Here is a 25,145-nt window from a genome sequence, read left to right on the forward strand (position 1 = left end):
GGCCGGATTTCGCTCGGCGGGACCAGCGTGAAGGAGAAGGCGAGGTACGCGGCGGTGAGTGAGCTCAGCATATGCGGTGACCGTTCGGTGGGTGGGGGGGGGGGGGGGGGGGGGGGGGGGGGGGGGGGGGGGGGGGGTGATGGGGGAACAACACCCCCCCCCCCCCCCCCCCCCGGCGGCGGGTCGTAGTCGATCGGCCCGCCTTCGCCCCACGGCCGGAGGCCGTTCTCCTCCCACGGGAACAGGATGCTCGACCCGACCGAGGGCGCCGAAACGCGGCGGCACACCCGCGAGGATCGTCGACGCCGCCGCGTGGACGTGCCCCGCGGAACAGGGCCACCACTCGCGGATGGCGTGCGAGCACCTCGGCCAGTTTGTCCTCACCGTACTGGTACATGGCGTCCACCAACGGCGGCCCGAGCGGGACCGGCGGATGGTGGAAGGCGATGAAGGCGGGGCCGTCGCCGTCGGCGAGCACGCCGTACGGCCAGGCGTGGTCTCGTCGTCGAACTGACCGTCCGGTTTTCCCGGGATACTCGAATCGTCCGGCACGAACGTGACGTCGCCGACGGTGTGCACCGCGTTGACCGGGGTGTCGGCCGGCGTCTGGCCGAGCGGCTCTTCGCGGAACGGGCCACGCTTGTCGTGGTTGCCGGGACAGGTGAAGAGCGGGACGCCGGTCTTGAACAGTTCGGCCGCGCGCCGGTACTCTTCGAGCGTGCCGTGGTCGGCGATGTCCCCGGTCACCAGGATCGAGTCGACCGGTGTCGCCAGGTACCGCATCACCCGCGCGTGCGTTCGTCGGCGCGTTCCCCGCCGCCGAGATGGTCGTCACTCAGACGTGCCGTCACGAACATCTTTTCACCCCATGTCTTCCAGATACGCCAACGTTTTCACCCAGTTCCGCACGAGCAGTTCCAAGGCCGTCGCGAGGTCGGCGGCGCGGATCGCGTCGGCGATCCGGTGATGCTCGTCGATACTCTCCCTGGTGCGTTCGTCGCCACCGAAATAGCGCGCGTCATAGCGTTTCAGCAGCGGCTTCGTCTGCTCCAGCAGGCGAAGCAGATGCGGATTCGTGCACCGCGAGACGAGCAGCGCGTGCCAGCGATCATCCAAAGTGGACAGATTGCCCTGCCGCTCGAGTTCCGCGGTCATCTCGACGGCGATCCGGTCCAGGCCACCGGTGAGGCCGGCGAGGTCCTGCGGCGAGCTCCACCGCAACGCGAGCGACTCCAGCTCCGCGACGAGCGGGTACAGCTGCCGGGCCTCCTCCGGATCGAACGGCGGCACGAGGAAACCGCGCCCCGGCGCCGAAACGAGCAGCCCCCGGTCGGCCAGCCCGATCAGCGCCTCACGCAACGGTGTCCGGCTGACGCCCAGCTCGCGCGCGAGGTGCACCTCGTTGATGCGGCTGTCCGCGGCGATCCGGCCGTCGAGCACACGGGCGGTGATCTCCTCCGTGAGGTCGCGCCGGAGCAGGTTCCTCGTCATCGGTGCAGTATTGCATGCAGTTCGGCCGTACTGTATTCAGTTAGGCATGACGGACTTCGATGTGAACCGCGCTCGCGCCGAGACACCGGGCTGCGGGGAAGTGGTCCACCTCAACAACGCCGGATCGTCGCTGCCGCCCGCTCGGGTGACCGACACCGTCGTCGACTACCTGCGCGATGAAGCCCTGATCGGCGGATACGAGCAGGCCGCGGCGACCGTGGAGCGGATGGACGGCGTGTACGCCTCGGCCGCGCGCCTCGTCGGCGCCGAACCCGAAGACATCGCGCTGACCGACAACGCGACCCGGTCCTGGCAGGCGATCTTCTACGCGCTGCCGTTCGCCGCGGGAGACCGGATCCTGACGGCGAAATCCGAGTACGCGAGCAACGCCATTTCCTTCCTGCAGCTCGCGAAGCGCACCGGTGCCGTCGTCGAGGTGGTCGAGAACGACGAATCCGGCCAGCTGGACGTCGAGGACCTGAAACGCCGCGTCGACGGGGACGTCAAGCTGATCGCCGTCTCCCACGTGCCGACCCAGGGCGGGCTGGTGAACCCCGCCGAGGAGATCGGCGCGGTCGCACGCGAGGCCGGGGTCCCGTTCCTGCTGGACGCTTGCCAGAGCGCCGGCCAGATCGACCTCGACGTCGCGCGCCTGAACTGCGACGCGCTCAGCGTGACCGGCCGCAAGTACCTCCGCGGGCCGCGGGGCACCGGATTCCTCTACGCGCACCCGCGGCTGCGCGAGCGCGTCGAGCCCGCGATGCTCGACCTTCATTCGGCGGTGTGGACAGCGCCCGAAAGCTACGAAGTCGACCCGACGGCGAAGATGTTCGAGGTCTGGGAACGCGATCACGCCGCCCTGCACGGTCTCGGCGCGGCGATCGACTACGCCCTCGAATGGGGCATGCCCGCCATCGAAGCCCGCGTCGCCGCCCTCGCCGCGAAACTTCGCGACGCGCTCCGCGGGGTCCCCGGCGTCAGCGTCCACGACCAAGGCGCGCGACAGTGCGGGATCGTCACGTTCAGCGCGGCGAAAACGCCATCGCAGGAAGTGAAGAAGCGCTTGGCGGCGGCGAAGATCAACGTCAGCGTCGTCGAAGCGACATCCGCACAGTTCGACTTCGCCGCGCGCGGGCTGCCGTCGTTGGTCCGGTCTTCGGTGCACTACTTCAACACCGAAGACGACATCGCGCTCCTCGTCGGCGAAGTCGGGAAGCTGGCCTAACGACGGGAAAGCACGGACTCGGACGGCGGGGCGTACGGCAGTCCCGTCGTCTTCGCGCGACAGCCGATCACCAACGCCTCCCCCAGCAGGCTGACGCCGATCGACAACGTCACCGGCCGCGCGTCGGGATGCGCCCCGGCCGTCGTGGCCAGGAAGCCGATCCCGAAGTTCACCGCCAGCGAGAGCACCCAGACTCCGAACGTCCAGCCGGTGTAGCGCAGCCACAGCACGCCGTCGCGCTCGAACAGTTTCGTGGTGGCGGCGCGGACCGCGCCGAGGCCGCACCCGACCACGGAGCCCAGCACGAGCCAGGCACCGTCGGTGAAGGTGAAGTTTTCGAGTTTGGCCAGGCCGTAGACCCCGATCGCGAGCAGGACCACCGGCGCCCCGAACACCTCACGGGCGACCAGCGGCTCTCCGCGCAGCCTGCGCACGACGATCACGATCACCACGGCGACCACCAGCGCGATCAGCAACCAGGTCCGCATGAACTCCCCCTTTGTAGCACGACTGTGCCAAATAAAATAGCAAGGTCGTGCTATAAAGACAACATGCCGAAGATCGTCGACCCCGGGGCCCGGCGCCTGGAGATAGCCGAAGCCGTCTTCCGGGTGATCCAGCGGGACGGCCTCGCGCAGGCGTCGCTCAGGAGCGTGGCCGACGAGGCCGGGCTCGCGATCGGTTCGGTGCGGCACTACTTCCGCGGCCACGACGAGCTGATCGTGTTCGCCATGCGCGCGCTCGGAGACCGGGTGGAAGCCCGGCTGCTGCGCCACCTCCCCGAACTGCTCGATCCGAAGACGCCGCCCTCACGCCGGCGGGAACTCACCGAAGCGCTGCTCGGGGAACTGCTTCCGCTCACCGAGCAGACCCGGGCCGAGACCGACGTCTGGCTGGCCTTCTCCGCCGCCGCGAAGAACCGCCCTGATCTCGCCGGGGAAGCCGCGCGGACACACGCGGGGGTCCGCGCGCTCGTCCGGCGGGTGCTCGAAGGCGCGCGTGGCGCGGGCGGGCTGCTCGACGACCTCGATCTGGACGTCGAAACCGAACGGTTGGCGGCGCTACTGGACGGCCTCGCCATGGCGGGCGGGCGGACGTCGCCGGAGTTGATGCGCACGGTGCTCCGGCGGCATCTGGAGACCCTGCGGCCGACACTGTGACGGGACGAGCACGTTCTACGAAGTCGCGGCCCAGGACCTCGTTCTCGCGCTCGCCGTCCCCGCGACGGCCGGGATCGGCAGGGCGCCGTCTTCACCGAACGGAGCGACACCGTCCACATCGGACGGAACCTCGGGGGCGACGCCGGTGGTGCTCGAGGTGCTCTACGTGCTGCCGCACGGGAACCCGCTTCGCAGGACGCACCGAACCCGGGTTGCCCATTCTAGGCCCCGAACCAGCCCGCCACGTCGAGGCGGAAGCCCTCCGATGGCGCCATAGTGCGAAGGTCGGCTTCGAGCGCGCGGACCCTTTCGACGCCCAGCGCGCCGACCCATTCCTCGCGCAGTTCTTCGAAGATCGCCGCGGACCGGCCGAGTGAGTCGGACCCGCGATCGGTGAGCCGGACGATCTTGCGCCGTGCGTCGGCCGGGTCGTCGGCACGTTCGAGGTAGCCGAGCTGCTCGAGCTTGTCGATGGTCTTGCCCGCCGCCTGCTTGCTGACCCCGAGCCGCCGCCCGATCTCGCTCGCGGTCGCGCCGTGGCGGCCGATCGCCTGCATGGCGAAGCCGTACGCCGGGCGGACGTCGGGATGTCCCTGCTCGGCCAGTTCGGCGTGCATCCGGTCGATGATCGAGCGGAAACCCGCGAACAGCAGGAGGGGCAGCTCGAAACCGGGCGGATCGGAAACTGGGTTGCCTCGTTCGACAACTTGGTTTACCTTTTCGTCAACCACATTGACCATCTTAAAGGGGCAGCCTTGTTTCCTGACCACACCCTCGAAACCGCACCCGAAGCCTCGCGCCGCCCGATGGAAGCGGCCATCCGCCGCCTTGGCCACCTCCCCACCGCCGTGGCCCGGCTGGCTACGTCTCCCGAACTGCTCGACGGATTCCTGAAGCTGAGCGCGAGTTTCGAGCAGACGACGCTCGATCCGTTCGCGCGAGAGACGGTCGTGATGACCGTGGCGACGCGCAACGGCTGCGAAGTCTGCATCGAACTGCACACCGCGAAACTGAAGAGGCTTCGCGCGGGCGAGGGCGTCATCGAAGCGCTCCGCTCGCAGGAGCCCGTGCCCGATGAGCGCTTGGAAGCCGTCCGGCGGTTCACGCTGGCGGTGCTCGAGACCGCCGGTGGCGTCGACGACGAGACACTGCGGACCTTCCTCGGGCACGGATACACCGAACGGAACGCCCTCGAAGTCGTGATGGGCATCGGGACCTACACGATGTCGACCCTGGCGAACAGGCTCACCCGCGCCTAGGCCGTATCCGGTAAGTCTGTTCGATGGGCTTCGTGCTCCAGGTGGTTCCTGGCGGTGCGGGCGGTTCTGCCTCGTACCGGGTTGTACTCGGCTGGACCGCCCGTGCCGCCCGGAACCACCTGGGCGCGAAGACCGCGGACAGACTTACCGGACACGGCCTAGCCACTCTGCGTGATCCCCCCTCGCGGCCCCGGATCACTCCAATGGCCGCCGATCTTGATGTATCTGGGCAGTCCCGACCGTCTCCTGTCTTGTGCAGCCGAAAGTTCGCCACCCGCGGCGCGGCGCACCGGCGGTCTGGCCTGCCGAGGGGGCAGACCAGACCGCCGAAAACCGAAGACGTTCCACAGGGGTTGGGGGTACGTGAAGGCCCCCTTCCCGCGACTCAGTCGCGGGAAGGGGGCCTTCACGTGTCTCGCCTTCGCAATCCTCGCAGCGGGGCCCAAGGGCCTCCCGGCTGCGGTTGCCCCACACGGTCACGTAAGCCGTCGGCAGGGTGGGTCGTGAGTGACGATTCGGGCTAGAACCCGAATCGCCACTCACGACGAGCGTCAGACCTCGAGCGCCCATCGCACGTACCGCATCGTCGGCACGAAACCGGCCTTCTCGAAGACCCCGAACGCCCCGGCGGGATCCGCGGAGTCCACGTTCAAACTGGCGCGGTCGTACCCCTGATCGGCGGCGACCCTCAACGCGTGACCCATCAACGCGCCGGCGACACCTCGCCGCCGGTACTCCCGAAGCGTTCCGACGACCATGAAGTGCGCGTCGCGAACACCGGTGGCCTCCGTGTCGGCGTCCCAGCACATCGTCACCAGCATCCCCACCGCGGAGCCCGCCTCACGAAGCAGGAAGCTGACCTCGGGCCGGAAAGTCTGATTGGTGATCTTGTTCCGCCAGAGATCGGCCGGCATCGGCACCGCGCCCCAGTAGTCCCGGTACGCCTCGTTCCGGACCATCCGGAAGTCCTCGTCGTTCCGCTCGGACCACGGCTCGACCCGGAACCCGTCGGGGATCGCCGGATCGTCCAAGGCGCCGAGGGAGTGCTCCATGCGCTGGAAGTAGCGCACCGGCACGAAACCCCGGGAACGGACGAGCTCGGCCAGACCCGCGATGCGCTCCGGCCGATTGACGTCGACCACGAGCTTCGCCGACGGGTGATGCAGCGCGTGCACCACCTTGGCCGCCGCCACTCCCGCGTCGACGAGCGCGGTTCCGATGCCCCTCCGGCGATACCCGGGATGGACGCCGCCGTCGAGGAAGACCCGATGGACCTCTTCCGCGGACGGCTTGAAGCGGATCTTCATGTAACCGGCCATCACGTCACCGTCGAAAGCGGCGAGACTCGCCCGCTCCAGGTCCGCGTACGGGTCGATCAACTCTTGAAGAGTGTCTTCCTCGGTGTAGTTCTCGCCGATCTCGTCGACGGTCTCGATGGCGTTGAGGAGGTCGGCCGAAGCCTTGGCGTCCTCGTGCCGGAGTGGCCGCCACGTGAGATCGTGCATGCGGCCGACGTTATCGCCACGCGTGCGGCCTGTCGCCGGGTTTTCGGTGGGCGCAGTAGGGATCGAACCTACGACCGCTCGGGTGTAAACCGAGTGCTCTCCCGCTGAGCTATGCGCCCGGGAGGTGGCACCCGCGTACGGGTGCCACCGGTGAAGACTTCAGGCCAGCGAGGCCACGGCCTTCTTCCACGCCTGCTGGTCACGCGCTTCGCCGGGCTGGTTGACCTCGGCGAACCGCACGATGCCGTCCTTGTCGATCAGGAAGGTGCCGCGGGTGGCCAGGCCTGCCGCCTCGTTGAAGACGCCGTAGGCCTTCGCGACCTCACCGTGCGGCCAGAAGTCCGAAAGCAGCGGGAACTGGTAGCCCTCCTGCTCGGCCCACGCCTTGAGCGAGAACGGGGTGTCGACGGACACGCCGATGACCTGGACGCCCTGGCCGTCGTAGTCCGCGAACTCGTCACGGAGCTGGCACAGCTCGCCGGTGCAGATACCGCTGAACGCGAACGGGTAGAACACGAGCAGGACCGGCTTCTCGCCCTGGAAGGACGACAGCTTCACGGCCTGCTTGTTGTAGTCGTTGAGCGTGAAGTCCGGGGCTTGCGATCCGACCTCGACGGCCATACCGGCGGTTTCCTCTCAAGAGCGAACAGGGGCCTGCGACGACAACCTTATCGTGTCGCTCGCGCGGCTCCCGAGGTCACCGCTTGGTCTTCGACGACTTCGGCGACACCAGCCGGGTACCGGCCCACTTGGGGCCGGCGCTGATGTTGGCCGTCTGCGCCAATCCGACCTGCGGCACCGCTTCGGCGATCTCGCTCGGCTGGACGTGTCCGGGCTGTCCCGTCTTCGGGGTCAGCACCCAGATCACGCCGTTCTCGTTCAAGGGGGTCCGGACCTCGATCAGCGTGTCGCCGAGATCACCGTCGTCTTCGCGCCACCACAGCAGCACCACGTCGATGACCTCGTCGGCGTCCTCGTCGAGGATGTCGCCGCCGATCTGCTCCTCGATCGCCGCACGAAGATCGTCATCGACGTCCTCGTCCCAGCCGATCTCCTGGACCACCATGTCCGGCTTGATCCCAAGCCTTTCGGCGACGCTGTTCTGATCAGCGTCTCCCGCGGCGACCACTGCTGTCACTCCTCCAACTACGACGGAGCGTGGTGTCGCCACGGCCGGATCGACCGCGCGGGCACCACACTCGGGTACACGATGCCCGTTAGCGAACACTGGTAAGGCGCTGCGCGCAACCGTCCACACCGGATCTTGAACAACTCGTGTCGCGGCGTACGGACATTCGGCCCAGTCTCGCGGGGTCGAATCAGGCGCACTTGGGCACCCCGGAACGCCCTGCTTTAGGGTGGGAGAGAAAACGCGCGCGCGGATACAGGCGCGTGCGAGGCGTGTCGCAATCGGGTCCGTGAACGTTACCGATCAGTAGCGGTGACGAGAACGGAACCGGAGGACGACGATGGAAGGCGAACACGCCCGCGTACGAGCACAACCAGCTACCACCTTTCGCAAGGAGACCCCTTGGCCCCGCAGAACGACGGCGCCTCCGGCAAGGAGACCCCGGCACGCGTCCGCGTCATCCGTGACGGATTGGCGGCGCACCTGCCCGACATCGACCCGGAGGAGACCGCCGAATGGCTGGACTCCTTCGACGAGGCGCTGGCCAGGGGTGGTCAGCAGCGCGCCAGGTACCTGATGCTGCGCATCCTCGAGCGGGCCAGGGAACGCCACGTCGGCGTTCCGGCGCTGACGTCGACCGACTACGTCAACACCATCCCCACCGAGAACGAACCCTGGTTCCCCGGTGACGAGGAGATCGAGCGCCGCTACCGCGCCTACATCCGGTGGAACGCCGCGATCATGGTGCACCGGGCGCAGCGTCCCGGTGTCGGCGTCGGCGGGCACATCTCGACCTACGGCTCGTCCGCGGCGCTGTACGAAGTGGGCTTCAACCACTTCTTCCGCGGCAAGGACCACTCGGGCGGCGGCGACCAGATCTTCATCCAGGGGCACGCCTCCCCCGGCATCTACGCCCGCGCGTTCCTCGAGGGCAGGCTGACCGAGAACCAGCTGGACGGGTTCCGCCAGGAGTACTCGCACGCCGGCGAGGGCGGCGGCCTGCCGTCGTACCCGCACCCGCGGCTGATGCCGGAGTTCTGGGAGAACCCGACCGTGTCCATGGGCCTCGGCCCGATGAACGCGATCTACCAGGCGCGGTTCAACCGCTACCTGCGTGATCGCGGTATCAAGGACACCGGCGACCAGCACGTCTGGGCGTTCCTCGGCGACGGCGAGATGGACGAGCCGGAATCGCGCGGCCTCATCCACGTGGCCGCCGGCGAGGGCCTCGACAACCTGACCTTCGTGATCAACTGCAATTTGCAGCGGCTCGACGGTCCGGTGCGCGGCAACGGCAAGATCATCCAGGAGCTGGAGTCGTACTTCCGCGGCGCCGGCTGGAACGTCATCAAGGTCATCTGGGGCCGCGAGTGGGACTCGCTGCTGCACGCCGACCGTGACGGCGCGCTGGTCAACCTGATGAACACCACGCCGGACGGCGACTTCCAGACCTACAAGGCCAACGACGGCGCCTTCGTCCGCGAGCACTTCTTCGGCCGCGACCCGCGAACCAAGGAGCTGGTCAAGGACCTCACCGACGCCGACGTCTGGAACCTCAAGCGCGGCGGGCACGACTATCGCAAGGTCTACGCGGCCTACAAGTCGGCCCTGGAGCACCACGGCCAGCCGACGGTGATCCTGGCCCACACGATCAAGGGTTACGGCCTCGGCCCGTCCTTCGAGGGCCGCAACGCCACGCACCAGATGAAGAAGCTCACCCTCGACGACCTCAAGCTGTTCCGGGACGCCCAGCGCATCCCGATCAGCGACGAGGAGCTCGAGCGCGACCCGAAGCTCCCGCCGTACTACCACCCCGGCAAGGAATCGCCGGAGATCGAGTACATGATCGGCCGCCGGAAGGCGCTCGGCGGGTTCCTGCCGGAACGCCGCCCGAAGGCCTCGAAGGCCCTGGTGCTGCCCGGCGACAAGGTCTACGAAAGCATCCGCAAGGGCTCGGGCAAGCAGGAGGTCGCCACCACGATGGCGTTCGTCCGGCTTGTCCGCGAGCTGGCGAAGGACTCCGAGATCGGCAAGCGGATCGTGCCGATCATCCCGGACGAGGCGCGCACCTTCGGGCTCGACTCGATGTTCCCGACGGCCAAGATCTACAACCCGCACGGCCAGACGTACACGTCGGTCGACGCGAGCCTGATGCTGGCCTACAAGGAGTCCGAAAAGGGCGTCATCCTGCACGAGGGCATCAACGAGGCCGGCTCCACCGCGTCGTTCACCGCCGTCGGCACCTCGTACGCCACGCACGGCGAGCCGATGATCCCGATCTACATCTTCTACTCGATGTTCGGGTTCCAGCGGACCGGTGACGGCCTCTACGCGGCGGCGGACCAGATGGCCCGCGGGTTCGTGCTCGGCGCCACCGCCGGCCGCACCACGCTGACCGGTGAGGGTCTGCAGCACGCCGACGGGCACTCGCTGCTGCTGGCGGCGACCAACCCGGCCGTCGTGGCCTACGACGCGGCGTGGTCGTTCGAGATCGCCCACATCGTGCGGGACGGGCTGCGCCGGATGTACGGCGAGACCGGGCCGGACGGCAACGGCGAGAACATCTTCTACTACATGACGATCTACAACGAGCCTTACCAGCAGCCCGCCGAGCCGGAGAACCTCGACGTCGACGGCCTGCTCAAGGGTCTGTACCGCTACGCCGACGCCCCCTCGGGCGACGGTCCGGAGGCGCAGATCCTGGTGTCCGGCGTCACCATGCCGGACGCTCTCCGCGCGCGACAGATGCTCGCCGAGGAGTGGGGCGTACGCGCGGCCGTGTGGTCGGCGACGTCGTGGACCGAGCTGCGGCGGGAGGCCGTCGAGGCCGACCACGACAACCTGCTCCACCCGGGCGACTCCCCGCGTGTGCCCTACATCACGCAGAAGCTGTCCGGCGCGAACGGGCCGGTCGTCGCGGTTTCGGACTGGATGCGCGCCGTACCGGACCTCATCCGCCCGTGGGTGCCGAACGACATGCTGACGCTGGGCACCGACGGGTTCGGGTTCTCCGACACCCGCCCCGCCGCCCGGCGGAAGTTCCTGGTCGACGCACAGTCGATCGTGGTCGGCACGCTGAGCGCGCTCGCCAAGCGTGGCGAGTTCGACCGGGCGAAGGTGGCCGAGGCGGCACAGAAGTACCGCCTCGACGACGTCGCCGCCGCGGGGCCGCAGTTGTCGGACTCCGGCAGCGCCTAGCAATGCCATGAACGGTCCGTTCCTTGCGAAATTTGCAAGGAACGGACCGTTCATTGCGTCCGGGACCGGACGAGCTAGGGTGAGACATCGGATGTTTGTGGAGAGGGTGAGCGAGTGTGACCAAGCGTCGACTGCCGAAGCCGAGTGAGCTGAAGCAGATCCTGCGGCCGAAGCCGATCGTGCTCAACCCGACCGAGCGGCGGCTGGCGGGCGCGCACACGATCGCCGACCTCCGGATGCTCGCCCGCAAGCGCACGCCGCGGGCCGCGTTCGATTACACCGACGGCGCCGCGGAGCTGGAAGACAGCCTCCGTCGTGCCCGGCAAGCCTTCCGCAGCATCGAATTCCATCCCAACGTCCTGCGCGGGGTGTCCGATGTGGACACCGGCAAGGAGATTCTCGGCAAGCGTTCGGAGCTGCCGTTCGCGTTCGCGCCGACCGGGTTCACCCGCATGATGAACCACGAGGGCGAGGCCGCGGTGGCCCGCGTCGCGCAGCGCAACGGCATCCCGATGAGCCTGTCGACGATGGCGACGACGTCGATCGAAGACCTCGCGGCGGCCGCACCAGAGGCTCGCAAATGGTTCCAGCTCTACGTTTGGCACGACCACAAAGCGGGCGAAGATCTGATGAATCGCGCCTGGGCCGCCGGTTTCGACACGCTCATGCTGACGGTGGACACGCCGGTCGCGGGCGCGCGGCTGCGCGACGTCCGCAACGGGCTGACGATCCCGCCCGCCCTCACCCTCAAGACGTTCGTCGACGGCGCGATGCATCCGTCGTGGTGGTTCAACCTGCTGACCACCGAGCCGCTGACCTTCGCGTCGTTGAGCCATTTCGACGGCACGGTCGCCGAACTGCTCAACCTGCTCTTCGATCCGACCTTGAACTTCGACGACCTCGACTGGGTCCGCCAGACCTGGCCGGGCAAGCTCGTGGTCAAGGGGATCCAGAACGTCGACGACGCGCGTGACGTGGTCAAGCACGGCGCCGACGCGGTGCTGCTGTCCAACCACGGCGGCCGTCAGCTCGACCGCGCGCCGACCCCGATCGAACTCCTGCCCGCCGTGCTCGACGAGATCCAGGGCGACGCCGAGGTGTGGGTCGACACCGGCATCCTCTCCGGCGGTGACATCGTGGCCGCAATCGCGCGCGGCGCCGACGCGGTGCTCATCGGGCGCGCGTTCCTCTACGGCCTGATGGCCGGGGGCGAGCGCGGCGTTGAGCGGTGCGTGGACATCCTGCGCACCGAGATGGTCCGGACGATGCAGCTGCTGGGCGTCCGCACCCTCGCCGACCTCAAGCCCTCGCACGCCACCATGCGCTGACACCCTCGCGTTTCGTCCTCTGGATGCGGTAGTTGCCCATACGAACTACCGCGTTCAGAGGACGAAACGCGGGGTCAGGCGGAGGCCGTGGTGACCCCGGCAGGCGCGGTGCGGACCTGCTTCGCCGTGCGGTTCCAGCTCCACCAGCCGTGTACGACCAGTCCGGCGAAGACGATGTAGACCGCGGCGGAGAAGTACAGGCCCGAGGAGAGTTGCAGCGGTACGCCGATCGCGTCGACGACCAGCCACACCAACCAGAACTCGACGAGACCCGCGCCCTGCGCGGCGAAGGCGACCAGCGTGCCGACGAAGATCGCGGCGTCCGGCCACGGCGCCCAAGAGGCGTTCAGCGCGTCGAGGACCAGCGCCATCGCGGTGGTGCCGATCGCGAACGCGCCGATCATCGCCAGACGCTCGCCGGGACGGCCCTTGCGGACGACGACGCCGTAGACCGGGTCGCTGCGGCGGGACCAGGCCCACCAGCCGTAGATCGAGATGACGAGGATCGCGATCTGCCTGGTGGCGAGCCCGCCGAGGTGCGCGGAAAGGTAGACCGAAAAGAGCAGCACGGTGGCGCCGACCTGGACCGGCCACGTCCACAACGTGCGGCGTTGCGCCAGGAAGACCACGGCCAGCGCGAAGATCTGCCCCGCCAGTTCGGCGAAGGAGATCGATTGTCCGAGCACCGTGACACCGTTGTGCAGCAGGAAGTCCACGTCCGCACCCCTCTCCGTCTCCCGCTCCAACATGCTCCGTCGCGACGCCATTCCCCAGCGAGTGTGAGGTGCGGAACAGGGAGATGGCTCGAGAGCCGCTGAGGTGGCGTAGCCGAACGCGAAAAGGGCCCTCCACCGCGTGCTCCGCGACGACGGGCCCTCATCGACTCCACGCGGGCCCGGTGCCTTCCTCGATCACCGGGCCCGCGGGATGCTCAGGAATCTACGCGACTGATGCCCATGGGCGAAGTCGGCGGCTCCGAACCGACCTCTCGCTTGCCGGAACCCTGCTTTTGGGGAGCGGAGTCCACCTGGCTCTGCAGGTTGGCCAGCCAGCCCTGCCAGCGGTCCTGTGCGGGCTTGATCAGGCCGCCGCCGAAGCCGACGACGATGACACCGCCGACGGTGGCGAGCACCGCCACCAGAACCGGCACCGTCACGGCCGTCGCGATGTTCACCTGGCCCAGCGCGGCGATGATGCCGAACGCCATGATCATCCAGTAGGCGATCGTGCCGAGCAGCCGTCCCACCGGTCGGGTGGAGAGCGCTCCGGTCACCAGGTCGCGGACGACCTTCGCGACGGCGGCCGCGACGATCACCAGCACCAGCGCCACCAGGATCCGCGGCAGGAACGCGATGATGTCGTTGAGCAGCGCGCTGACCGGATTGCTCTCACCGAATACGCCGAACGCGAGTTGCAGCGCGATCAGGAGAACGAAGTAGTACACGAGTTTGACGAGGATTCCGCCCGCGTCGACATTCGCCTGTTTGAGTGTTCCGGTGAGTCCGGTCTTCTCGATGAGCTTGCCGAAACCGATCTTCGACAGAACCAGTCCCAATGCCTTCGACAAGGCTTTCGCGATCAACCAGCCGATGAACAGGATGACCAGGAAACCGACCAACTTCGGCACGAAGGTGGCGACGAGGTTCCACGCTTGCCCCAGACCGTATTTCAGCTGCTCGCCCACGGCGAACTCCCTCCTCCGCGCATCCGTGACCTACCCGGTGCGGCTTGCGACGGATCGTTGATCAGCGGCACCGCACCGGCAACTCGGCGACCCACGATCGAGTGAGTGAGCTAGCGGGAAAAGATCCACAAGTCCCATACTTGTCCTACCGGTGGGGACCGGGGAGACGAGGCCGTCCGGCGCAGCGAAAAACGCGAGCGCCGGGCGGCCTCGAGTATTATCCGAACTCTTTTCGCAATTCACCGCCGACCGTCCACTTCGGACTGAAGCGCGAAGGCCGCAGAATGAAGGCCCTCTTTGCCCGGTGGACCAGCCGTGTCCGGTGAGTCTGTTCGATGGGCTTCGTGATCCAGGTGGTCGCGGAGACCGCGAACATGACTCGCGGGACACGGCCTAGGATCGGCTGACCATGGCTGATGCGACCTCCGGACGGCGGGTGCCCAAGCACCACGGGCTGTCCGCCAAGACCCTCCGGCGGCTCGATCACGCCTCCGGCCGGCTCGCGAGCGCGAGCGTGGCGGTGATGGAAGAGCGGCTGAGCTGGTTCGCCCGGCTTCCCGCCGACCAGCGCGCGAGCGTCCTGCTGATCACCCAGGCGGGTGCCGCCGGGTTCGTCGACTGGCTCCGCGACGCGAAGGAGGCGCTCTCCCTCACCACCGAGGCGTTCCGCGAAGCACCCGCCGAACTTTCGCGCTGGGTGAGCCTGCGGCAGGCGGTCGGCATGGTGCGGCTGGCGATCGAGGTGTTCGAGGAGCAGCTGCCGGAGTTCGCCGCGAACGAGGCGGAACGCGCCGCGCTGATCGAGGGGATCCTGCGCTACGGCAGGGAGATCGCGTTCGCCGCCGCCAACTCCTACGCGGCCGCCGCCGAGGCGCGCGGCGCCTGGGACGCGCGGCTGGAGGCGCTGGTCGTCGACGGCATCGTCCGCGGCGACGCCGAGGAAGCGGTGCTCTCCCGCGCCGCCGCGCTCGGCTGGGATCCGGCCGCGCCCGCCACGGCGCTGGTCGGTACCCCGACCTCGGACGACCCGCCCGCCGTCGTGTTCGAGGTCCGCAGCCGCGCCGCCCGGGTCGGACGCCCCGTACTGCTTTCGGTGCAGGGGTCCCGGCTGGTCGTGGTCGTCGCCGGGCCGACCGACGGCAGCGTCAAGGACCGCGAAATCCTCACCAAACTTTCGGTCGCCTTCGCCGAGGGCCCGGTCGTCGCCGGGCCGACCGTGCCCACCCTCGCCGAAGCGCACCACAGCGCGACCGAAGCACTTTCGGGCCTGCGGGCCGTCGTCGGATGGCCCGGCGCGCCGCGGCCCGCGAGATCGATCGACCTGCTCCCGGAACGCGCGTTGTCCGGCGATCCCGAAGCCGAACGCCTGCTCGTGGACCAGATCGCCCGGCCACTGGAGGAAGCGGGCCCCGCCCTGCTGCGAACGGTGGAGACCTACCTCGACAGCGGCGGTGTCCTGGAGACCTGCGCGCGGACGCTGTTCGTGCATCCGAACACCGTCCGGTACCGGCTGCGGAAGGCGGCCGAACTCACCGGCCGCCACGCCGCCGAATCGCGCGACGCCTGGGTGCTGAAGGTGGCCCTGACGGTCGGGCGGTTGGCTCGCGCTCGTGGCCTCTGGTAGCCACAGGTCGTAGCCCCGCCCGGCGTCGGGAAGGTCGAGCGCCCACGGCTGAGACGTTGTGAACGGCGGTGTCGCTGAGGCTCGCGGTGAACCCGCCGAGCGGCGGGTAGCGACCTTCCGGAGCATCGCCTCGCGGATCTCCCGCAGTTCACCGTGCAGGTGCTCCTTCGCGAAATCGTCGATGACACACCAACCGGCTGGTGACTCTGCGCAGTGACGGACTTCATAGGGAAACCTGGTTGAACCCGACAAGGCTTTTGGGTTAAGCGTGGAGATCAGGAAGGCGCTTTTGGAGGGTTCCGACAATTACGTTGCTCGGACTTGGTGAGCGTCGGCATCACGACCATGGTGGCCGAGAGTGTTCTCTAGTGGGGTGACAGTCGCAGTCCTCGCCCCCGGTCAGGGTTCCCAAGCCCCAGGCATGCTCTCCCCTTGGCTCGAGCTCGACGGTGCTCGCGCGCGCGTCGAAGCCTGGTCCGAGCGGGCCGGTCTCGACCTGGTCCGTCTCGGCACCGAAGCCGACGCCGAGGAGATCCAGGACACCGCGATCACGCAGCCGCTGATCGTGGCGCTGTCCCTGCTGGCGTTCGAGCACCTCCAGCGTTCGGCCCCGGTCGCCGCGGACTCGCCGGTCGCCGGTCACTCCGTCGGCGAGCTGGCTGCCGCCGCCATCGCCGGGGTGTTGAGCTCCGAAGACGCCGTCGCGCTGGCCGCCGTCCGCGGCGCGGAAATGGCGAAGGCGTGCGCGCTGGAGCCCACCAGCATGGCCGCGGTCATGCTCGGCGAGCCGGAGCAGGTCGTCGCGTGGCTCGACGGGCACGGCCTCGCCGCGGCGAACCGCAACGGCGCCGGCCAGATCGTCGCCTCCGGCGCCGCCGACGCGATCGAGAAGATCGTGGCCGAGCCGCTGGAGGGCACCAAGGTCCGGGCGCTCAAGGTCGCGGGCGCGTTCCACACCTCCTATATGGCACCCGCGCGTGAAGCGCTGGCCGCACACGCTGCGAAGATCACCCCGGCGGACCCGACGCGTCCGCTGCTGTCGAACGCCGACGGCCAGGTCGTCACCAGCGGGGCCGAGTACCTCGACCGGCTGGTCGAGCAGGTCACGAACCCGGTGCGCTGGGATCTGACCATGGACGGTCTGGTCTCCGCGGGTGTCACCTCGACGCTCGAACTTCCGCCGGCGGGCACGCTGACCGGGCTGGTCAAGCGGCAGCTCAAGGGAACCGTGACCACGACCATCGCGCTGAAGACGCCCGCCGAGCTGGCGAAGCTTCAGGGGCAGGAGGACGCTTCGTGACCGACCGATCCACCTTGCGGCAGGCGCCGGGCGCCGCCGGGACCCGCATCCTCGGTGTCGGGAGCTTCCAGCCCGAGAAGATCGTGACCAACGACGATCTCTCGAAGATCATGGACACCAACGACCAGTGGATCCGCGATCGGGTCGGCATCGTCGAGCGCCGGTTCGCCGAGAAGGACGAGTCGCTGGTCGACATGGCGGTCAAGGCGGGCACCGCCGCGCTGGCGGACGCCGGGGTGGACCCGTCCGAAGTGGACACGGTCATTCTGCCGAACTGCACGATGCCCACGCAGATCCCGAACGCCGCCGCGCAGGTGGCCGACCGGATCGGCATCACGCATCCGGCCGCGTTCGATCTCAACGCCGCGTGCGCCGGGTTCTGTTATGGCGTCGGCGTCGCCTCGGACCTCATCCGGGCGGGCACCGCGAAGAAGGCGCTCGTCATCGGCGCCGAAAAACTCACCGACCACGTCGATCCGGTCGACCGCGCGAACGCGATCATCTTCGCCGACGGCGCCGGCGCGGCGGTGGTCGGCGCGGCCGACACGCCGCAGATCGGCCCGGTCGCCTGGGGCAGCGCGGGCGAGCACGTGGACCTCATCTACATGCGCGACGACAAGTGGATCTACCAGGAGGGCCAGTCGGTCTTCCGCTGGGCGACCACGCAGATCGCGCCGATCGCCATGCAGGCACTGGAACTGGCCGGGCTCGAACCGTCCGATGTGGACGTGCTGATCCCGCATCAGGCCAACCTGCGCATCGTCGAAGCCATCGCCAAGAAGCTGCGCGCCAAGGGCGCCCGTGAGGACATGGTCGTGGCCGACGACATCAAGTACTCGGGCAACACCTCGTCCGCGTCGATTCCACTGGCGCTGGACCACATGCGCAAGGCAGGCACCGCGAAACAGGGCGACGTCGTGCTCGCCGTGGGCTTCGGGGCCGGACTCTCCTACGCGGGCCAGGCCTTCATCTGCCCGTGATGAATACTTCCCCTGCGGACACCGTGTCCGCAGGGCATCCGAAAGCATCACCGAGAAGGGAACAACCAGTGGCAGACAACGCAGAGATCCTCGCCGGCCTCGCCGAGATCGTCGAAGAGGTCGCCGGTGTGGCGCAGGACGACGTGACCGCCGAGAAGTCCTTCGTGGACGACCTCGACATCGACTCGCTGTCCATGGTGGAGATCGCTGTTCAGGCCGAGGACAAGTTCGGCGTCAAGATCCCGGACGACGAGCTCGCGAACCTGAAGACCGTTGGCGACGCGGTGAACTACGTGTCGGCCAACTCCAAGTAAGTCCGACTTCTTGATTGGCGCCGACCTTGGGGAGACTCCAATGAGCAACATCGACGTCGTGATCACCGGGATGGGCGCGACCACGCCGCTCGGCGGGGACGTCGCGTCCACGTGGGACGGCCTGCTCGCCGGCGCGAGCGGAATCCGCCGCATCGAAGCCGACTGGGTCGACGAACTCGAGCTGCCGGTGAAGATCGGCGCCATGCTCGCCGTCGACCCGTCCGAAGTCCTGCCGCGGGTCCAGGCCCGCCGGCTGGACCGGTGTGAACAGGTGGCGCTCATCGCCGCCCGGCAGGCTTGGGCGGACGCGGGCTTCGAGCAGCCGACCGACGAGCATCAGGATGTGGAACCCGAGCGCCTCGGGGTGACCATCGGTACCGGTGTCGGCGGTCCGGTCACCCTGATCTCCCAGAACGACCTTCTGCACAAGCAGGGACTCCGCAAGGTCTCCCCGCTGACCGTGCCGATGCTGATGCCGAACGGCCCCGCCGCACACGTCGGGATCGACCTGAAGGCGCGGGCCGGTGTGCACTCGCCCGCGTCGGCCTGCGCGTCGGGTGCGGAAGGCATTGCCGCCGGCTACGAGATGATCCGCTCGGGCCGTGCCGACGTCGTGATCGCCGGTGGGGCCGAATCGTGCATCCACCCGATCACCCTCGCCGGTTTCGCCCAGGCGCGGACGGTGTCCACCCGCAACGACGACCCGACCAAGGCGTCCAGGCCGTTCGACGTGAACCGTGACGGTTTCGTCCTCGGCGAGGGCTCCGGTGTCGTGATCCTCGAGCGGGCGGACCGGGCCAAGGCCCGCAACGCGCGGATCTACGCGCAGCTGAGCGGGTACGGGATCACCTCGGACGCCTACCACATCACGGGCAACCACCCGGAGGGCGTCGGCCAGATCGCCGCCATGCGGCAGGCGATGACGATGGCCGGGGTCTCCCCGACCGACGTCGGCCACGTCAACGCGCACGCGACCTCGACGGTCGTCGGCGACGTCGGCGAGGCCGCGGCGATCCGCAACGCCATCGGCGACCACACCGTGGTGACCGCTCCCAAGGGCGCGCTCGGCCACCTGGTCGGCGGTGCGGGCGCGGTCGAGGGCATCGCCACGATCCTGGCGATCTACCACGGGCTCATCCCGGCGACGCTGAACCTCGAGGACCTGGACCCGAAGGTTCAGCTCGACGTCGTCGCCGGCGAGGCACGCAAGGTCGAGCTGGGCGCGGCGATCAGCAACTCGTTCGGCTTCGGCGGGCACAACACGGCGCTGCTGTTCACCCCGGCGGCCTGATTTCGGTACGTGTAGGCCCCCTTCACTGCGTCTAGCGCGGTGAAGGGGGCCTACACGTACTTCGGGGCACGCGCGGCGGTCGCGGGGAGGCGGGGGCGCCGCCTCCGGATGCTATGAACGGTCCGTTACTTGCAAATTTTGCAAGTAACGGACCGTTCATAGCACTGGCCGGGTGCGTCAAAGGGACGCTCAGGCCTCCGAGCGCTTCACCAGATGCCGCCCGATCCACCAGGCCGCTTCCACCAGCACGATCCCCACCCCGGCGCAGGCGAACGCCGACAGCGTATACGCGCTCACGTTCGGGTCCAGCGCGAAGAACTTCTGCGTGAACGGGATCAGGAACAACGCGAGGGTCAGCACGACCATCCCGCCGATCAGCAGGATCTTCCACCACCGGTACGGCCGCGCGACGATCCCGAGCACCCACAGCGCGATCGTGATGAGGGTGATCAGCGCGGTCGTCCCCGCCTGGATCTTGTCCAGTTCGGACTGGCCGGATCCCTTGTACACCAGCAGGTAGCTCACGAAGGTCGCGGTGGCGATGACCAGCCCGGCCGGGACGGCCATCCGCATCACCCTGCCGACGAAGCCCGAGCGGGCGCGTTCGTTGTTCGGCGCCAGCGAAAGCACGAACGCGGGCAGGCCGATCGTGAACCACGCGGTGATGGTGATGTGCCGCGGCAGGAACGGGAACGGCACCTGCGCGATGCCGACCATCAGCGCCAGCAGTACCGAGTACACCGTCTTGGTGAGGAACAGGTTCGAGACGCGCTCGATGTTGCCGATCACGCGCCGCCCCTCGGCGACGACGTACGGCAGGGTGGCGAATTTGTCGTCCAGGAGCACGATCTGCGCGACCGCGCGGGTGGCGGGACTGCCGGCGCCCATGGCGACACCGATGTCCGCGTCCTTCAGCGCGAGGACGTCGTTCACGCCGTCGCCGGTCATCGCGACCGTGTGGCCCTTCGACTGCAGGGCACCGACCATCGCGCGTTTCTGCAACGGGGTCACGCGGCCGAAGACGGCGCGGTCCTCCACGGTGTCGGCCAGCTTCTCGGCGTCGTCCGGCAGCTTCCGCGCGTCGATGGGCTTGTCCGCGCCCGGCAGGTCCAGGGTGCCCGCGACGGCGCCCACCGAAATGGCGTTGTCGCCGGAGATGACCTTGACCGCGACGTCCTGGTGCGCGAAGAAGTCCAGAGTGTCCTTCGCGTCCGGGCGGACCTTCTGCTCCAGCACCACGAGCGCGACCGGTTCGATGTCGCCGGGCCCTTCGGCCGCGTCGACGGCGCGCTCGGCACGGCCCAGCAACAGCACGCGCAGGCCGCGAGAGCCGATCTTCTCGGCCTCCGCCCGGTGCTCCCCCTCGGGCAGCAGGACGTCGGCCGCGCCGAGTACCCAGTCGCCGTCCGCGCCGTACGAGGCGCCGCTCCACTTGCGCGCCGAGGAGAACGGCATGGTCGTGGAAACCCGCCAGCCCGGATCGGTCCGGTGCGCCTCCGCGATCGCCCGCAGGCTCGCGTTCGGCCGGGGATCGGCGGCGGCGAGCGCGGCCAGCGCGTCGTCCACCGGATGGCCCGGCGTGATCTCCCGGACCTCGGAAAGCCGCATCGCGTTCTCGGTGAGCGTGCCGGTCTTGTCCGCGCACACCACGTCGACCCTGGCGAGGCCCTCGATCGCCGGGAGTTCCTGCACCAGGCACTGGCGCTTGCCCAGCCGGATGACGCCGACCGCCAGCGCGACGCTGGTCATCAGCACCAGTCCTTCGGGCACCATCGGCACGAGCGCCGCGACCATGCCGCGCAGCGCGTCCGGCCACGCCTGGTCGCCCGCGAGCTGGTTGTAGATGGTCAGCGCGCCCGCCGGGACGAGCAGGTACGTGATGAACTTGAGGATCTTGTCGATGCCTTGCCGCAGTTCCGACTTCACGAGGGTGAACTTGCTGGCCTCCGCGGCCAGTTTCGCCGCGTAGGACTCGTCCCCGATGACGTCCGCGCGGTAGGTGCCGCTGCCCGCGACGACGAAGCTGCCGGACAGCACCTTGTCACCGGGCTGTTTGACCACCGGATCGGATTCACCGGTCAGCAGCGACTCGTCGATCTCCAGCGCGTCGGCCGTCAGCGTCGGGCCGTCGACGACGATCTTGTCGCCGGGCCCCAGTTCGACGAGGTCGCCGAGCACGACGTCTTCCGGGGCGATCTCGGCGCTCTGCCCGTCGCGGCGGACCGTCGGCTTCGCCTGTCCGACGATGGCGAGCCGCTCCAAGGTCCGTTTCGCCCGGAGTTCCTGGATGATGCCGACCGCGCTGTTGACGATGATCAGCCCGCCGAACAGCCCGTCGATGAAGTACCCCGTCGACAGGATGAGCGCGAACAGCACGCCGTAGATGGCGTTGATCCGGGTGAAAACGTTCGCGCGGATGATCTCGCCGGTGGTCCGGCTGGTCTTCGTCGAGACGACGTTGGTCTGGCCCGCGGCCACCCGCTGGGCCACCTCTTCGCTGGTGAGCCCCCTCGAGGCGTCGGTCAGCAGGGCCGGCTGATCTATTGCCATGACCGCGACTCTATTCCGGCCGGTTCCCGCCCGCGTCAGCCTGCGGGACCATGTCACCCCTTACTTCAGCATCTTTCGTGCTCGGGGTTGGTACCGCCTTCGGTGGTGTCGACGCGCCACGACCCGCTCTCCAGCCGTAGCGGCAGCACCAGCCGCCAGCGGATGCACGCCTCCGGCAGGTACACCGGCGCGTCTTCGACGTCCTGCGTACTGGTGAAGGCGACGAGTACCCGGAGCGTGCTCGGGGCACCCGGCTCGACGCGGTAGACGAGGATGGTGCCGTCCCGAGTGGACTGATAGTCCTTCTTCCATTCCGCCGCGGTCTTGGTCTTGGCCCGGTCGCGGGAGACCACCGAAGTCCACTTCGAATAGTCGCGTTCGTTGATGGAGTCGAAATAACCCTGCAGGACCTGCCGGACGCTTTGGTACTGCGGATGCGCGAAGACGTCGGGAGTCACCTCGACGACGGGCGAGCCGGGCTGCGCCTCCGGGGCGACCGATGTCGGCGAGTCGCTGACGACCGGTTCGGTGGGCGCGGCCTCCCGGCGCAGGTAGAGATCGCGTGCCAGCAGCCCGACGGCGACGGTCAGGGAGACCACGACCACGATGACGGGGATCAGCCACCGCTGGCGAGAGAAGGGGCGAGGCTGGGCGGTCACCCCGAAAGGTTAGCCGCCCACCTCTTCCGTCTTCACCGGTGTCTACCCGACTTGGTGCAGCCAGGTGACCGGGGCGCCGTCACCGGCGTGCCGGTATGGCTCGAGCGCTTCGTCCCAGTTGGCGGCGAGGAGCTCGTCGAGCTTGTGAGCCAACGATTCGCCGGTGCGGACCTTGCTCACGAGAGCGCGCAACTGGTCCTCACCCACGACGATGTCGCCGTTGGCACTGGTCCTGCCGTGCCACAGGCCGAGGCCCGGGGCGAAACAGAACCTCTCGCCGTCGACCCCCGCACTGGGCTCTTCGGTGACTTCGAACCTGATCATCGGCCACGCCTTGAGCGCGGACGCCAGCTTTCCGCCGGTGCCCGAAGGCGCACGCCAACCACATTCGGCGCGGAGCTGTCCTGGACTGGCGGGCTGCGCCGTCCACTTCAACTCGACTCGGGCACCCAGGGTGCCCGAAATAGCCCACTCGACGTGCGGACACACCGCAGACGGCGACGAGTGGACGTACACCACGCCACGGGTGTTGCCACGGGTGCTCACTGCTGACCTCCGCTACTCGACGAGGGGCGTCTTCCCCTACGACCTCGCGAGCTGCGTTGGTCAGGTGGCTCGTGCCGCCTCCCGGTACGCGTGAGCACATTGTGCACCCCAACTGTGCTGTTTGGCCACATGAACACCACAAGTCGCACCTGATTGGGACGCGGGACTCGCGTTTCCCGCGGTCCGTGAAGGCCTCTTTGAGGGACCCTGGGTCCCTCAAAGAGGCCTTCACGGACTTGCTCCAGGTCAGCCCTGGGCGCCGAGGGCGAGATACGGCCATTGCGTTTCTCCTGGTGACAGGGGGGCAAGGAACTGTCACCTACCGACGGGTACCACCCGAACGGGTGACGGCGCTCACGTCCCTTACAACTTCTCGGCGCAACCTCACCGCGCCTACCTGCGACGTGTCTTCCCGTTGCTCCGGATGGAGGCGCTAGTTTGTGCACCGAGACCGACGAGATGGGGAGGGGTTCGGTGCGACTCGTTCGCCTCGCTCAACAGCCGTCCCGGGTGGCCGAGGACGTCCGTGCCGCGCTGGCCTCACTCGGCCGGGGCAGCAACGTCGTCGGCGGGGTCGCCCTGGTAGGCGCCAGCCCGGTCGACGGGCGGCCCGTGGAGGCCGTCGTCGTCATGCCGAAGGGCATCCTCATCGTCATCGGCGTCGACCTTCCGGACCCGGCGTTGAAACTCGAAGCCCCGCTCGGCGGGCCTTGGAAGGCGGACGGCTGGCCGCTGGTCCACGGCGACACCTCGATCAACCCCGCCACGGACGCGCTCTCGCTTTCCGCCGCGTGCACCCACAAGATCGCGGACGTCGCGCCCGGCGCCGGACCGATCGGCACGATCATCGCCGTCGGCCCCTATGTGGAGACGGTCGACCAGCCCGCCGCGGACCTCGCCGGCTCGGTCCGCGTCCTGTACCCGACGGCGACGACGATGCTCGCCGCGACGGTCTCACTGGCCACCGCGCCCCGGCCCCGCTCGGTCCAGCAGGCGCGCGAACTGATCGCCGCGCTCGCCCCGGACGCGCCGCCGATGCCTGAGGAGACGTTGCTCGGGGAGGGTTTCAGCGCCTTCTCCGACGACGAGCCGACGGTGATCCGCGAGAACCCGCTCGTCGCCATCGCCCCGACGGTTCCGGTGCGGCATCCGGGGAAGACGAAAAAGTCGGCGAAACCGGCCGCTCCTCCCGCCAAGCCCGTGCGGGCCGCCCCGCCCGTTCAGCAGGCCGTCGCCGCGAAGCCTGCTCCCCCGGAGGCGGCTCCCGCTCCCGCCGAGCCTGCCCCGAAGAAGCCGCACCAGTCCAAGACGGTGAAGTGGCTTCCGGTCGCCGCGATCGGCCTGCTCATCGTGCTGCTGGTCGCCGCCATCAGCGTGGCTTCCGGCGGTGACGACACCGCGTCCACGCAGACTCCCCCGCCGCCGACCCCTGCCACCAGTCCTCCGCCGCCGAGCAGCAGCGCGGTCGAGAACATCCAGTTCACGTCGCGGGCGTCGGCCGCGGACCAGAAATGCGCGTCGCACGCGTACGGCGACGTCCAAGCGAGCCTTCAGCGGACGAGTTGCGCAGGGGTGAAACGGGCCAGTTTCGCCAGTTCCATCGACGGCAGGGCCGCCGCGGTGACGATCGCCGTCGTGGAATTCCCGAACACCGAACAGGCGACCGCGTTCAAGGCCGCCGCCGACACCCCCGGCGGTGGCGGCGTCCTCGACCTCGCCACCGAGACCAACCAGTGGCAGGGCGAGGTCCCGGTGTTCGAGGGCGCCGCCTACCAGAGCAGCCTGGACGGGAAGTCGGTCCGGCTGGTCCAGGTGGTGTGGGTGCCGGGACCGTCCACTGCGGACGATCCCGGCCTGGTCCGCGGCGCGAAGGCCGCGCTCGACCTGCCTGTGAACGGCTAA

The 25,145-nt window shown here is 68.7% G+C and carries 23 protein-coding genes, 1 tRNA gene and 1 pseudogene; 12 read left to right on the forward strand and 13 right to left on the reverse strand.

From position 1 onward, the window contains the following. Window positions 1–349 precede the first annotated feature (349 nt). Window positions 350–514 (forward strand): hypothetical protein, encoded by a 165-nt coding sequence (locus ACZ6DT_RS31220; RefSeq protein ID WP_465602355.1) that lies wholly within the window; start codon window positions 350–352, stop codon window positions 512–514. Between the two features lie 137 nt (window positions 515–651). Here ACZ6DT_RS31220 and ACZ6DT_RS31225 read toward each other — a convergent pair. Beyond that, window positions 652–783: pseudogene (locus ACZ6DT_RS31225) on the reverse strand (phosphodiesterase); the annotation flags it as partial. Window positions 784–861: 78 nt separating this feature from the next. Further along, complete coding sequence (locus ACZ6DT_RS31230) at window positions 862–1,491, reverse strand: GntR family transcriptional regulator (protein WP_465602087.1); 630 nt, start codon at window positions 1,489–1,491, stop codon at window positions 862–864. Between the two features lie 46 nt (window positions 1,492–1,537). On the opposite strand from ACZ6DT_RS31230, the gene ACZ6DT_RS31235 reads away from it, so the two are divergent. Continuing rightward, window positions 1,538–2,716, forward strand: a complete 1,179-nt coding sequence (locus ACZ6DT_RS31235) for an aminotransferase class V-fold PLP-dependent enzyme (RefSeq protein WP_465602089.1) — start codon at window positions 1,538–1,540, stop codon at window positions 2,714–2,716. Here ACZ6DT_RS31235 and ACZ6DT_RS31240 read toward each other — a convergent pair. Beyond that, window positions 2,713–3,204: a DUF1453 domain-containing protein gene (locus ACZ6DT_RS31240; protein ID WP_465602090.1), complete on the reverse strand. Its 492-nt coding sequence runs from the start codon at window positions 3,202–3,204 to the stop codon at window positions 2,713–2,715. The genes ACZ6DT_RS31235 and ACZ6DT_RS31240 overlap by 4 nt on opposite strands. Window positions 3,205–3,267: 63 nt before the next feature. Here ACZ6DT_RS31240 and ACZ6DT_RS31245 point away from each other — a divergent pair, with 63 nt between their 5' ends. Further along, window positions 3,268–3,876 carry a TetR/AcrR family transcriptional regulator gene (locus ACZ6DT_RS31245; protein ID WP_465602091.1) on the forward strand — a complete coding sequence of 203 codons (609 nt, stop codon included), beginning with the start codon at window positions 3,268–3,270 and terminating at the stop codon, window positions 3,874–3,876. A gap of 221 nt (window positions 3,877–4,097) precedes the next feature. Here ACZ6DT_RS31245 and ACZ6DT_RS31250 read toward each other — a convergent pair whose 3' ends face one another. Further along, window positions 4,098–4,616 (reverse strand): MarR family winged helix-turn-helix transcriptional regulator, encoded by a 519-nt coding sequence (locus ACZ6DT_RS31250; protein WP_465602093.1) that lies wholly within the window; start codon window positions 4,614–4,616, stop codon window positions 4,098–4,100. 15 nt (window positions 4,617–4,631) lie between these two features. Between ACZ6DT_RS31250 and ACZ6DT_RS31255 the strand changes: the two genes are divergently transcribed. Then, complete coding sequence (locus tag ACZ6DT_RS31255) at window positions 4,632–5,135, forward strand: carboxymuconolactone decarboxylase family protein (protein ID WP_465602095.1); 504 nt, start codon at window positions 4,632–4,634, stop codon at window positions 5,133–5,135. A gap of 551 nt (window positions 5,136–5,686) precedes the next feature. Here the strand turns inward: ACZ6DT_RS31255 and ACZ6DT_RS31260 are convergent. The 4 genes from ACZ6DT_RS31260 to ACZ6DT_RS31275 form a co-directional block, all read right to left on the reverse strand. Continuing rightward, the gene (locus tag ACZ6DT_RS31260; RefSeq protein WP_465602097.1) at window positions 5,687–6,640 is read right to left on the reverse strand and encodes a GNAT family N-acetyltransferase; all 954 of its coding nucleotides are present in this window, start codon (window positions 6,638–6,640) and stop codon (window positions 5,687–5,689) included. Window positions 6,641–6,687: 47 nt separating this feature from the next. Next, window positions 6,688–6,759 (reverse strand) — tRNA-Val (locus ACZ6DT_RS31265). Between the two features lie 40 nt (window positions 6,760–6,799). Further along, a complete protein-coding gene (locus ACZ6DT_RS31270) occupies window positions 6,800–7,261 on the reverse strand; it encodes a peroxiredoxin (RefSeq protein WP_276362706.1) in 462 nt (153 codons plus the stop codon). 76 nt (window positions 7,262–7,337) lie between these two features. Next, window positions 7,338–7,769, reverse strand: coding sequence for a DUF3052 domain-containing protein (locus tag ACZ6DT_RS31275; protein ID WP_125786920.1), 432 nt, complete (start codon window positions 7,767–7,769; stop codon window positions 7,338–7,340). A gap of 402 nt (window positions 7,770–8,171) precedes the next feature. On the opposite strand from ACZ6DT_RS31275, the gene aceE reads away from it, so the two are divergent. Together aceE and ACZ6DT_RS31285 are read left to right on the forward strand one after the other, a co-directional pair. Continuing rightward, window positions 8,172–10,967 (forward strand): pyruvate dehydrogenase (acetyl-transferring), homodimeric type, encoded by a 2,796-nt coding sequence (gene aceE / locus ACZ6DT_RS31280; protein WP_465602099.1) that lies wholly within the window; start codon window positions 8,172–8,174, stop codon window positions 10,965–10,967. 116 nt (window positions 10,968–11,083) lie between these two features. Further along, window positions 11,084–12,295 (forward strand): alpha-hydroxy acid oxidase, encoded by a 1,212-nt coding sequence (locus ACZ6DT_RS31285; protein ID WP_465602101.1) that lies wholly within the window; start codon window positions 11,084–11,086, stop codon window positions 12,293–12,295. 74 nt (window positions 12,296–12,369) lie between these two features. Here ACZ6DT_RS31285 and ACZ6DT_RS31290 read toward each other — a convergent pair whose 3' ends face one another. After that, entirely contained in the window at window positions 12,370–13,011 is a 642-nt protein-coding gene (locus ACZ6DT_RS31290; RefSeq protein WP_465602102.1) for a nicotinamide mononucleotide transporter family protein, read from the reverse strand. A gap of 215 nt (window positions 13,012–13,226) precedes the next feature. Next, entirely contained in the window at window positions 13,227–13,979 is a 753-nt protein-coding gene (locus ACZ6DT_RS31295; RefSeq protein ID WP_465602104.1) for a mechanosensitive ion channel family protein, read from the reverse strand. Window positions 13,980–14,388: 409 nt separating this feature from the next. Between ACZ6DT_RS31295 and ACZ6DT_RS31300 the strand changes: the two genes are divergently transcribed. The 5 genes from ACZ6DT_RS31300 (at window position 14,389) to ACZ6DT_RS31320 (ending at window position 19,488) form a co-directional block, all read left to right on the forward strand. Then, a complete protein-coding gene (locus ACZ6DT_RS31300; RefSeq protein ID WP_465602106.1) occupies window positions 14,389–15,603 on the forward strand; it encodes a PucR family transcriptional regulator in 1,215 nt (404 codons plus the stop codon). A 373-nt stretch (window positions 15,604–15,976) separates the two neighbouring features. Continuing rightward, on the forward strand, window positions 15,977–16,903 hold the full coding sequence (locus ACZ6DT_RS31305; RefSeq protein ID WP_465602108.1) for an ACP S-malonyltransferase: 927 nt from the start codon (window positions 15,977–15,979) through the stop codon (window positions 16,901–16,903). Next, window positions 16,900–17,883 carry a beta-ketoacyl-ACP synthase III gene (locus ACZ6DT_RS31310; protein ID WP_465602110.1) on the forward strand — a complete coding sequence of 328 codons (984 nt, stop codon included), beginning with the start codon at window positions 16,900–16,902 and terminating at the stop codon, window positions 17,881–17,883. The genes ACZ6DT_RS31305 and ACZ6DT_RS31310 overlap by 4 nt, the downstream gene beginning before the upstream one ends. A gap of 68 nt (window positions 17,884–17,951) precedes the next feature. Continuing rightward, window positions 17,952–18,197, forward strand: coding sequence for an acyl carrier protein (locus tag ACZ6DT_RS31315; protein ID WP_004559006.1), 246 nt, complete (start codon window positions 17,952–17,954; stop codon window positions 18,195–18,197). Between the two features lie 40 nt (window positions 18,198–18,237). Further along, window positions 18,238–19,488, forward strand: coding sequence for a beta-ketoacyl-[acyl-carrier-protein] synthase family protein (locus ACZ6DT_RS31320; protein WP_465602112.1), 1,251 nt, complete (start codon window positions 18,238–18,240; stop codon window positions 19,486–19,488). Between the two features lie 189 nt (window positions 19,489–19,677). Here ACZ6DT_RS31320 and ACZ6DT_RS31325 read toward each other — a convergent pair whose 3' ends face one another. The 3 genes from ACZ6DT_RS31325 to ACZ6DT_RS31335 form a co-directional block, all read right to left on the reverse strand. Continuing rightward, window positions 19,678–22,038, reverse strand: coding sequence for an HAD-IC family P-type ATPase (locus ACZ6DT_RS31325; protein ID WP_465602114.1), 2,361 nt, complete (start codon window positions 22,036–22,038; stop codon window positions 19,678–19,680). 65 nt (window positions 22,039–22,103) lie between these two features. Beyond that, on the reverse strand, window positions 22,104–22,697 hold the full coding sequence (locus tag ACZ6DT_RS31330; protein WP_465602115.1) for a hypothetical protein: 594 nt from the start codon (window positions 22,695–22,697) through the stop codon (window positions 22,104–22,106). A 42-nt stretch (window positions 22,698–22,739) separates the two neighbouring features. After that, window positions 22,740–23,243, reverse strand: a complete 504-nt coding sequence (locus tag ACZ6DT_RS31335; protein ID WP_091599164.1) for a DUF3145 domain-containing protein — start codon at window positions 23,241–23,243, stop codon at window positions 22,740–22,742. A gap of 474 nt (window positions 23,244–23,717) precedes the next feature. Here ACZ6DT_RS31335 and ACZ6DT_RS31340 point away from each other — a divergent pair, with 474 nt between their 5' ends. Beyond that, window positions 23,718–25,145: a hypothetical protein gene (locus ACZ6DT_RS31340; protein WP_465602117.1), complete on the forward strand. Its 1,428-nt coding sequence runs from the start codon at window positions 23,718–23,720 to the stop codon at window positions 25,143–25,145.

This window comes from Amycolatopsis sp. NPDC041971 (assembly GCF_055588925.1).

Excerpts from the sequence above, each read along its gene's own strand:
- ACZ6DT_RS31220 (WP_465602355.1), top strand. The coding sequence starts at position 350 with ATGGCGTGCGAGCACCTCGGCCAGTTTGTCCTCACCGTACTGGTACAT.
- ACZ6DT_RS31230 (WP_465602087.1), bottom strand. The coding sequence starts at position 1,491 with ATGACGAGGAACCTGCTCCGGCGCGACCTCACGGAGGAGATCACCGCC.
- ACZ6DT_RS31235 (WP_465602089.1), top strand. The coding sequence starts at position 1,538 with ATGACGGACTTCGATGTGAACCGCGCTCGCGCCGAGACACCGGGCTGC.
- ACZ6DT_RS31240 (WP_465602090.1), bottom strand. The coding sequence starts at position 3,204 with ATGCGGACCTGGTTGCTGATCGCGCTGGTGGTCGCCGTGGTGATCGTG.
- ACZ6DT_RS31245 (WP_465602091.1), top strand. The coding sequence starts at position 3,268 with ATGCCGAAGATCGTCGACCCCGGGGCCCGGCGCCTGGAGATAGCCGAA.
- ACZ6DT_RS31250 (WP_465602093.1), bottom strand. The coding sequence starts at position 4,616 with ATGGTCAATGTGGTTGACGAAAAGGTAAACCAAGTTGTCGAACGAGGC.
- ACZ6DT_RS31260 (WP_465602097.1), bottom strand. The coding sequence starts at position 6,640 with ATGCACGATCTCACGTGGCGGCCACTCCGGCACGAGGACGCCAAGGCT.
- ACZ6DT_RS31270 (WP_276362706.1), bottom strand. The coding sequence starts at position 7,261 with ATGGCCGTCGAGGTCGGATCGCAAGCCCCGGACTTCACGCTCAACGAC.
- ACZ6DT_RS31300 (WP_465602106.1), top strand. The coding sequence starts at position 14,389 with ATGGCTGATGCGACCTCCGGACGGCGGGTGCCCAAGCACCACGGGCTG.
- ACZ6DT_RS31320 (WP_465602112.1), top strand. The coding sequence starts at position 18,238 with ATGAGCAACATCGACGTCGTGATCACCGGGATGGGCGCGACCACGCCG.
- ACZ6DT_RS31325 (WP_465602114.1), bottom strand. The coding sequence starts at position 22,038 with ATGGCAATAGATCAGCCGGCCCTGCTGACCGACGCCTCGAGGGGGCTC.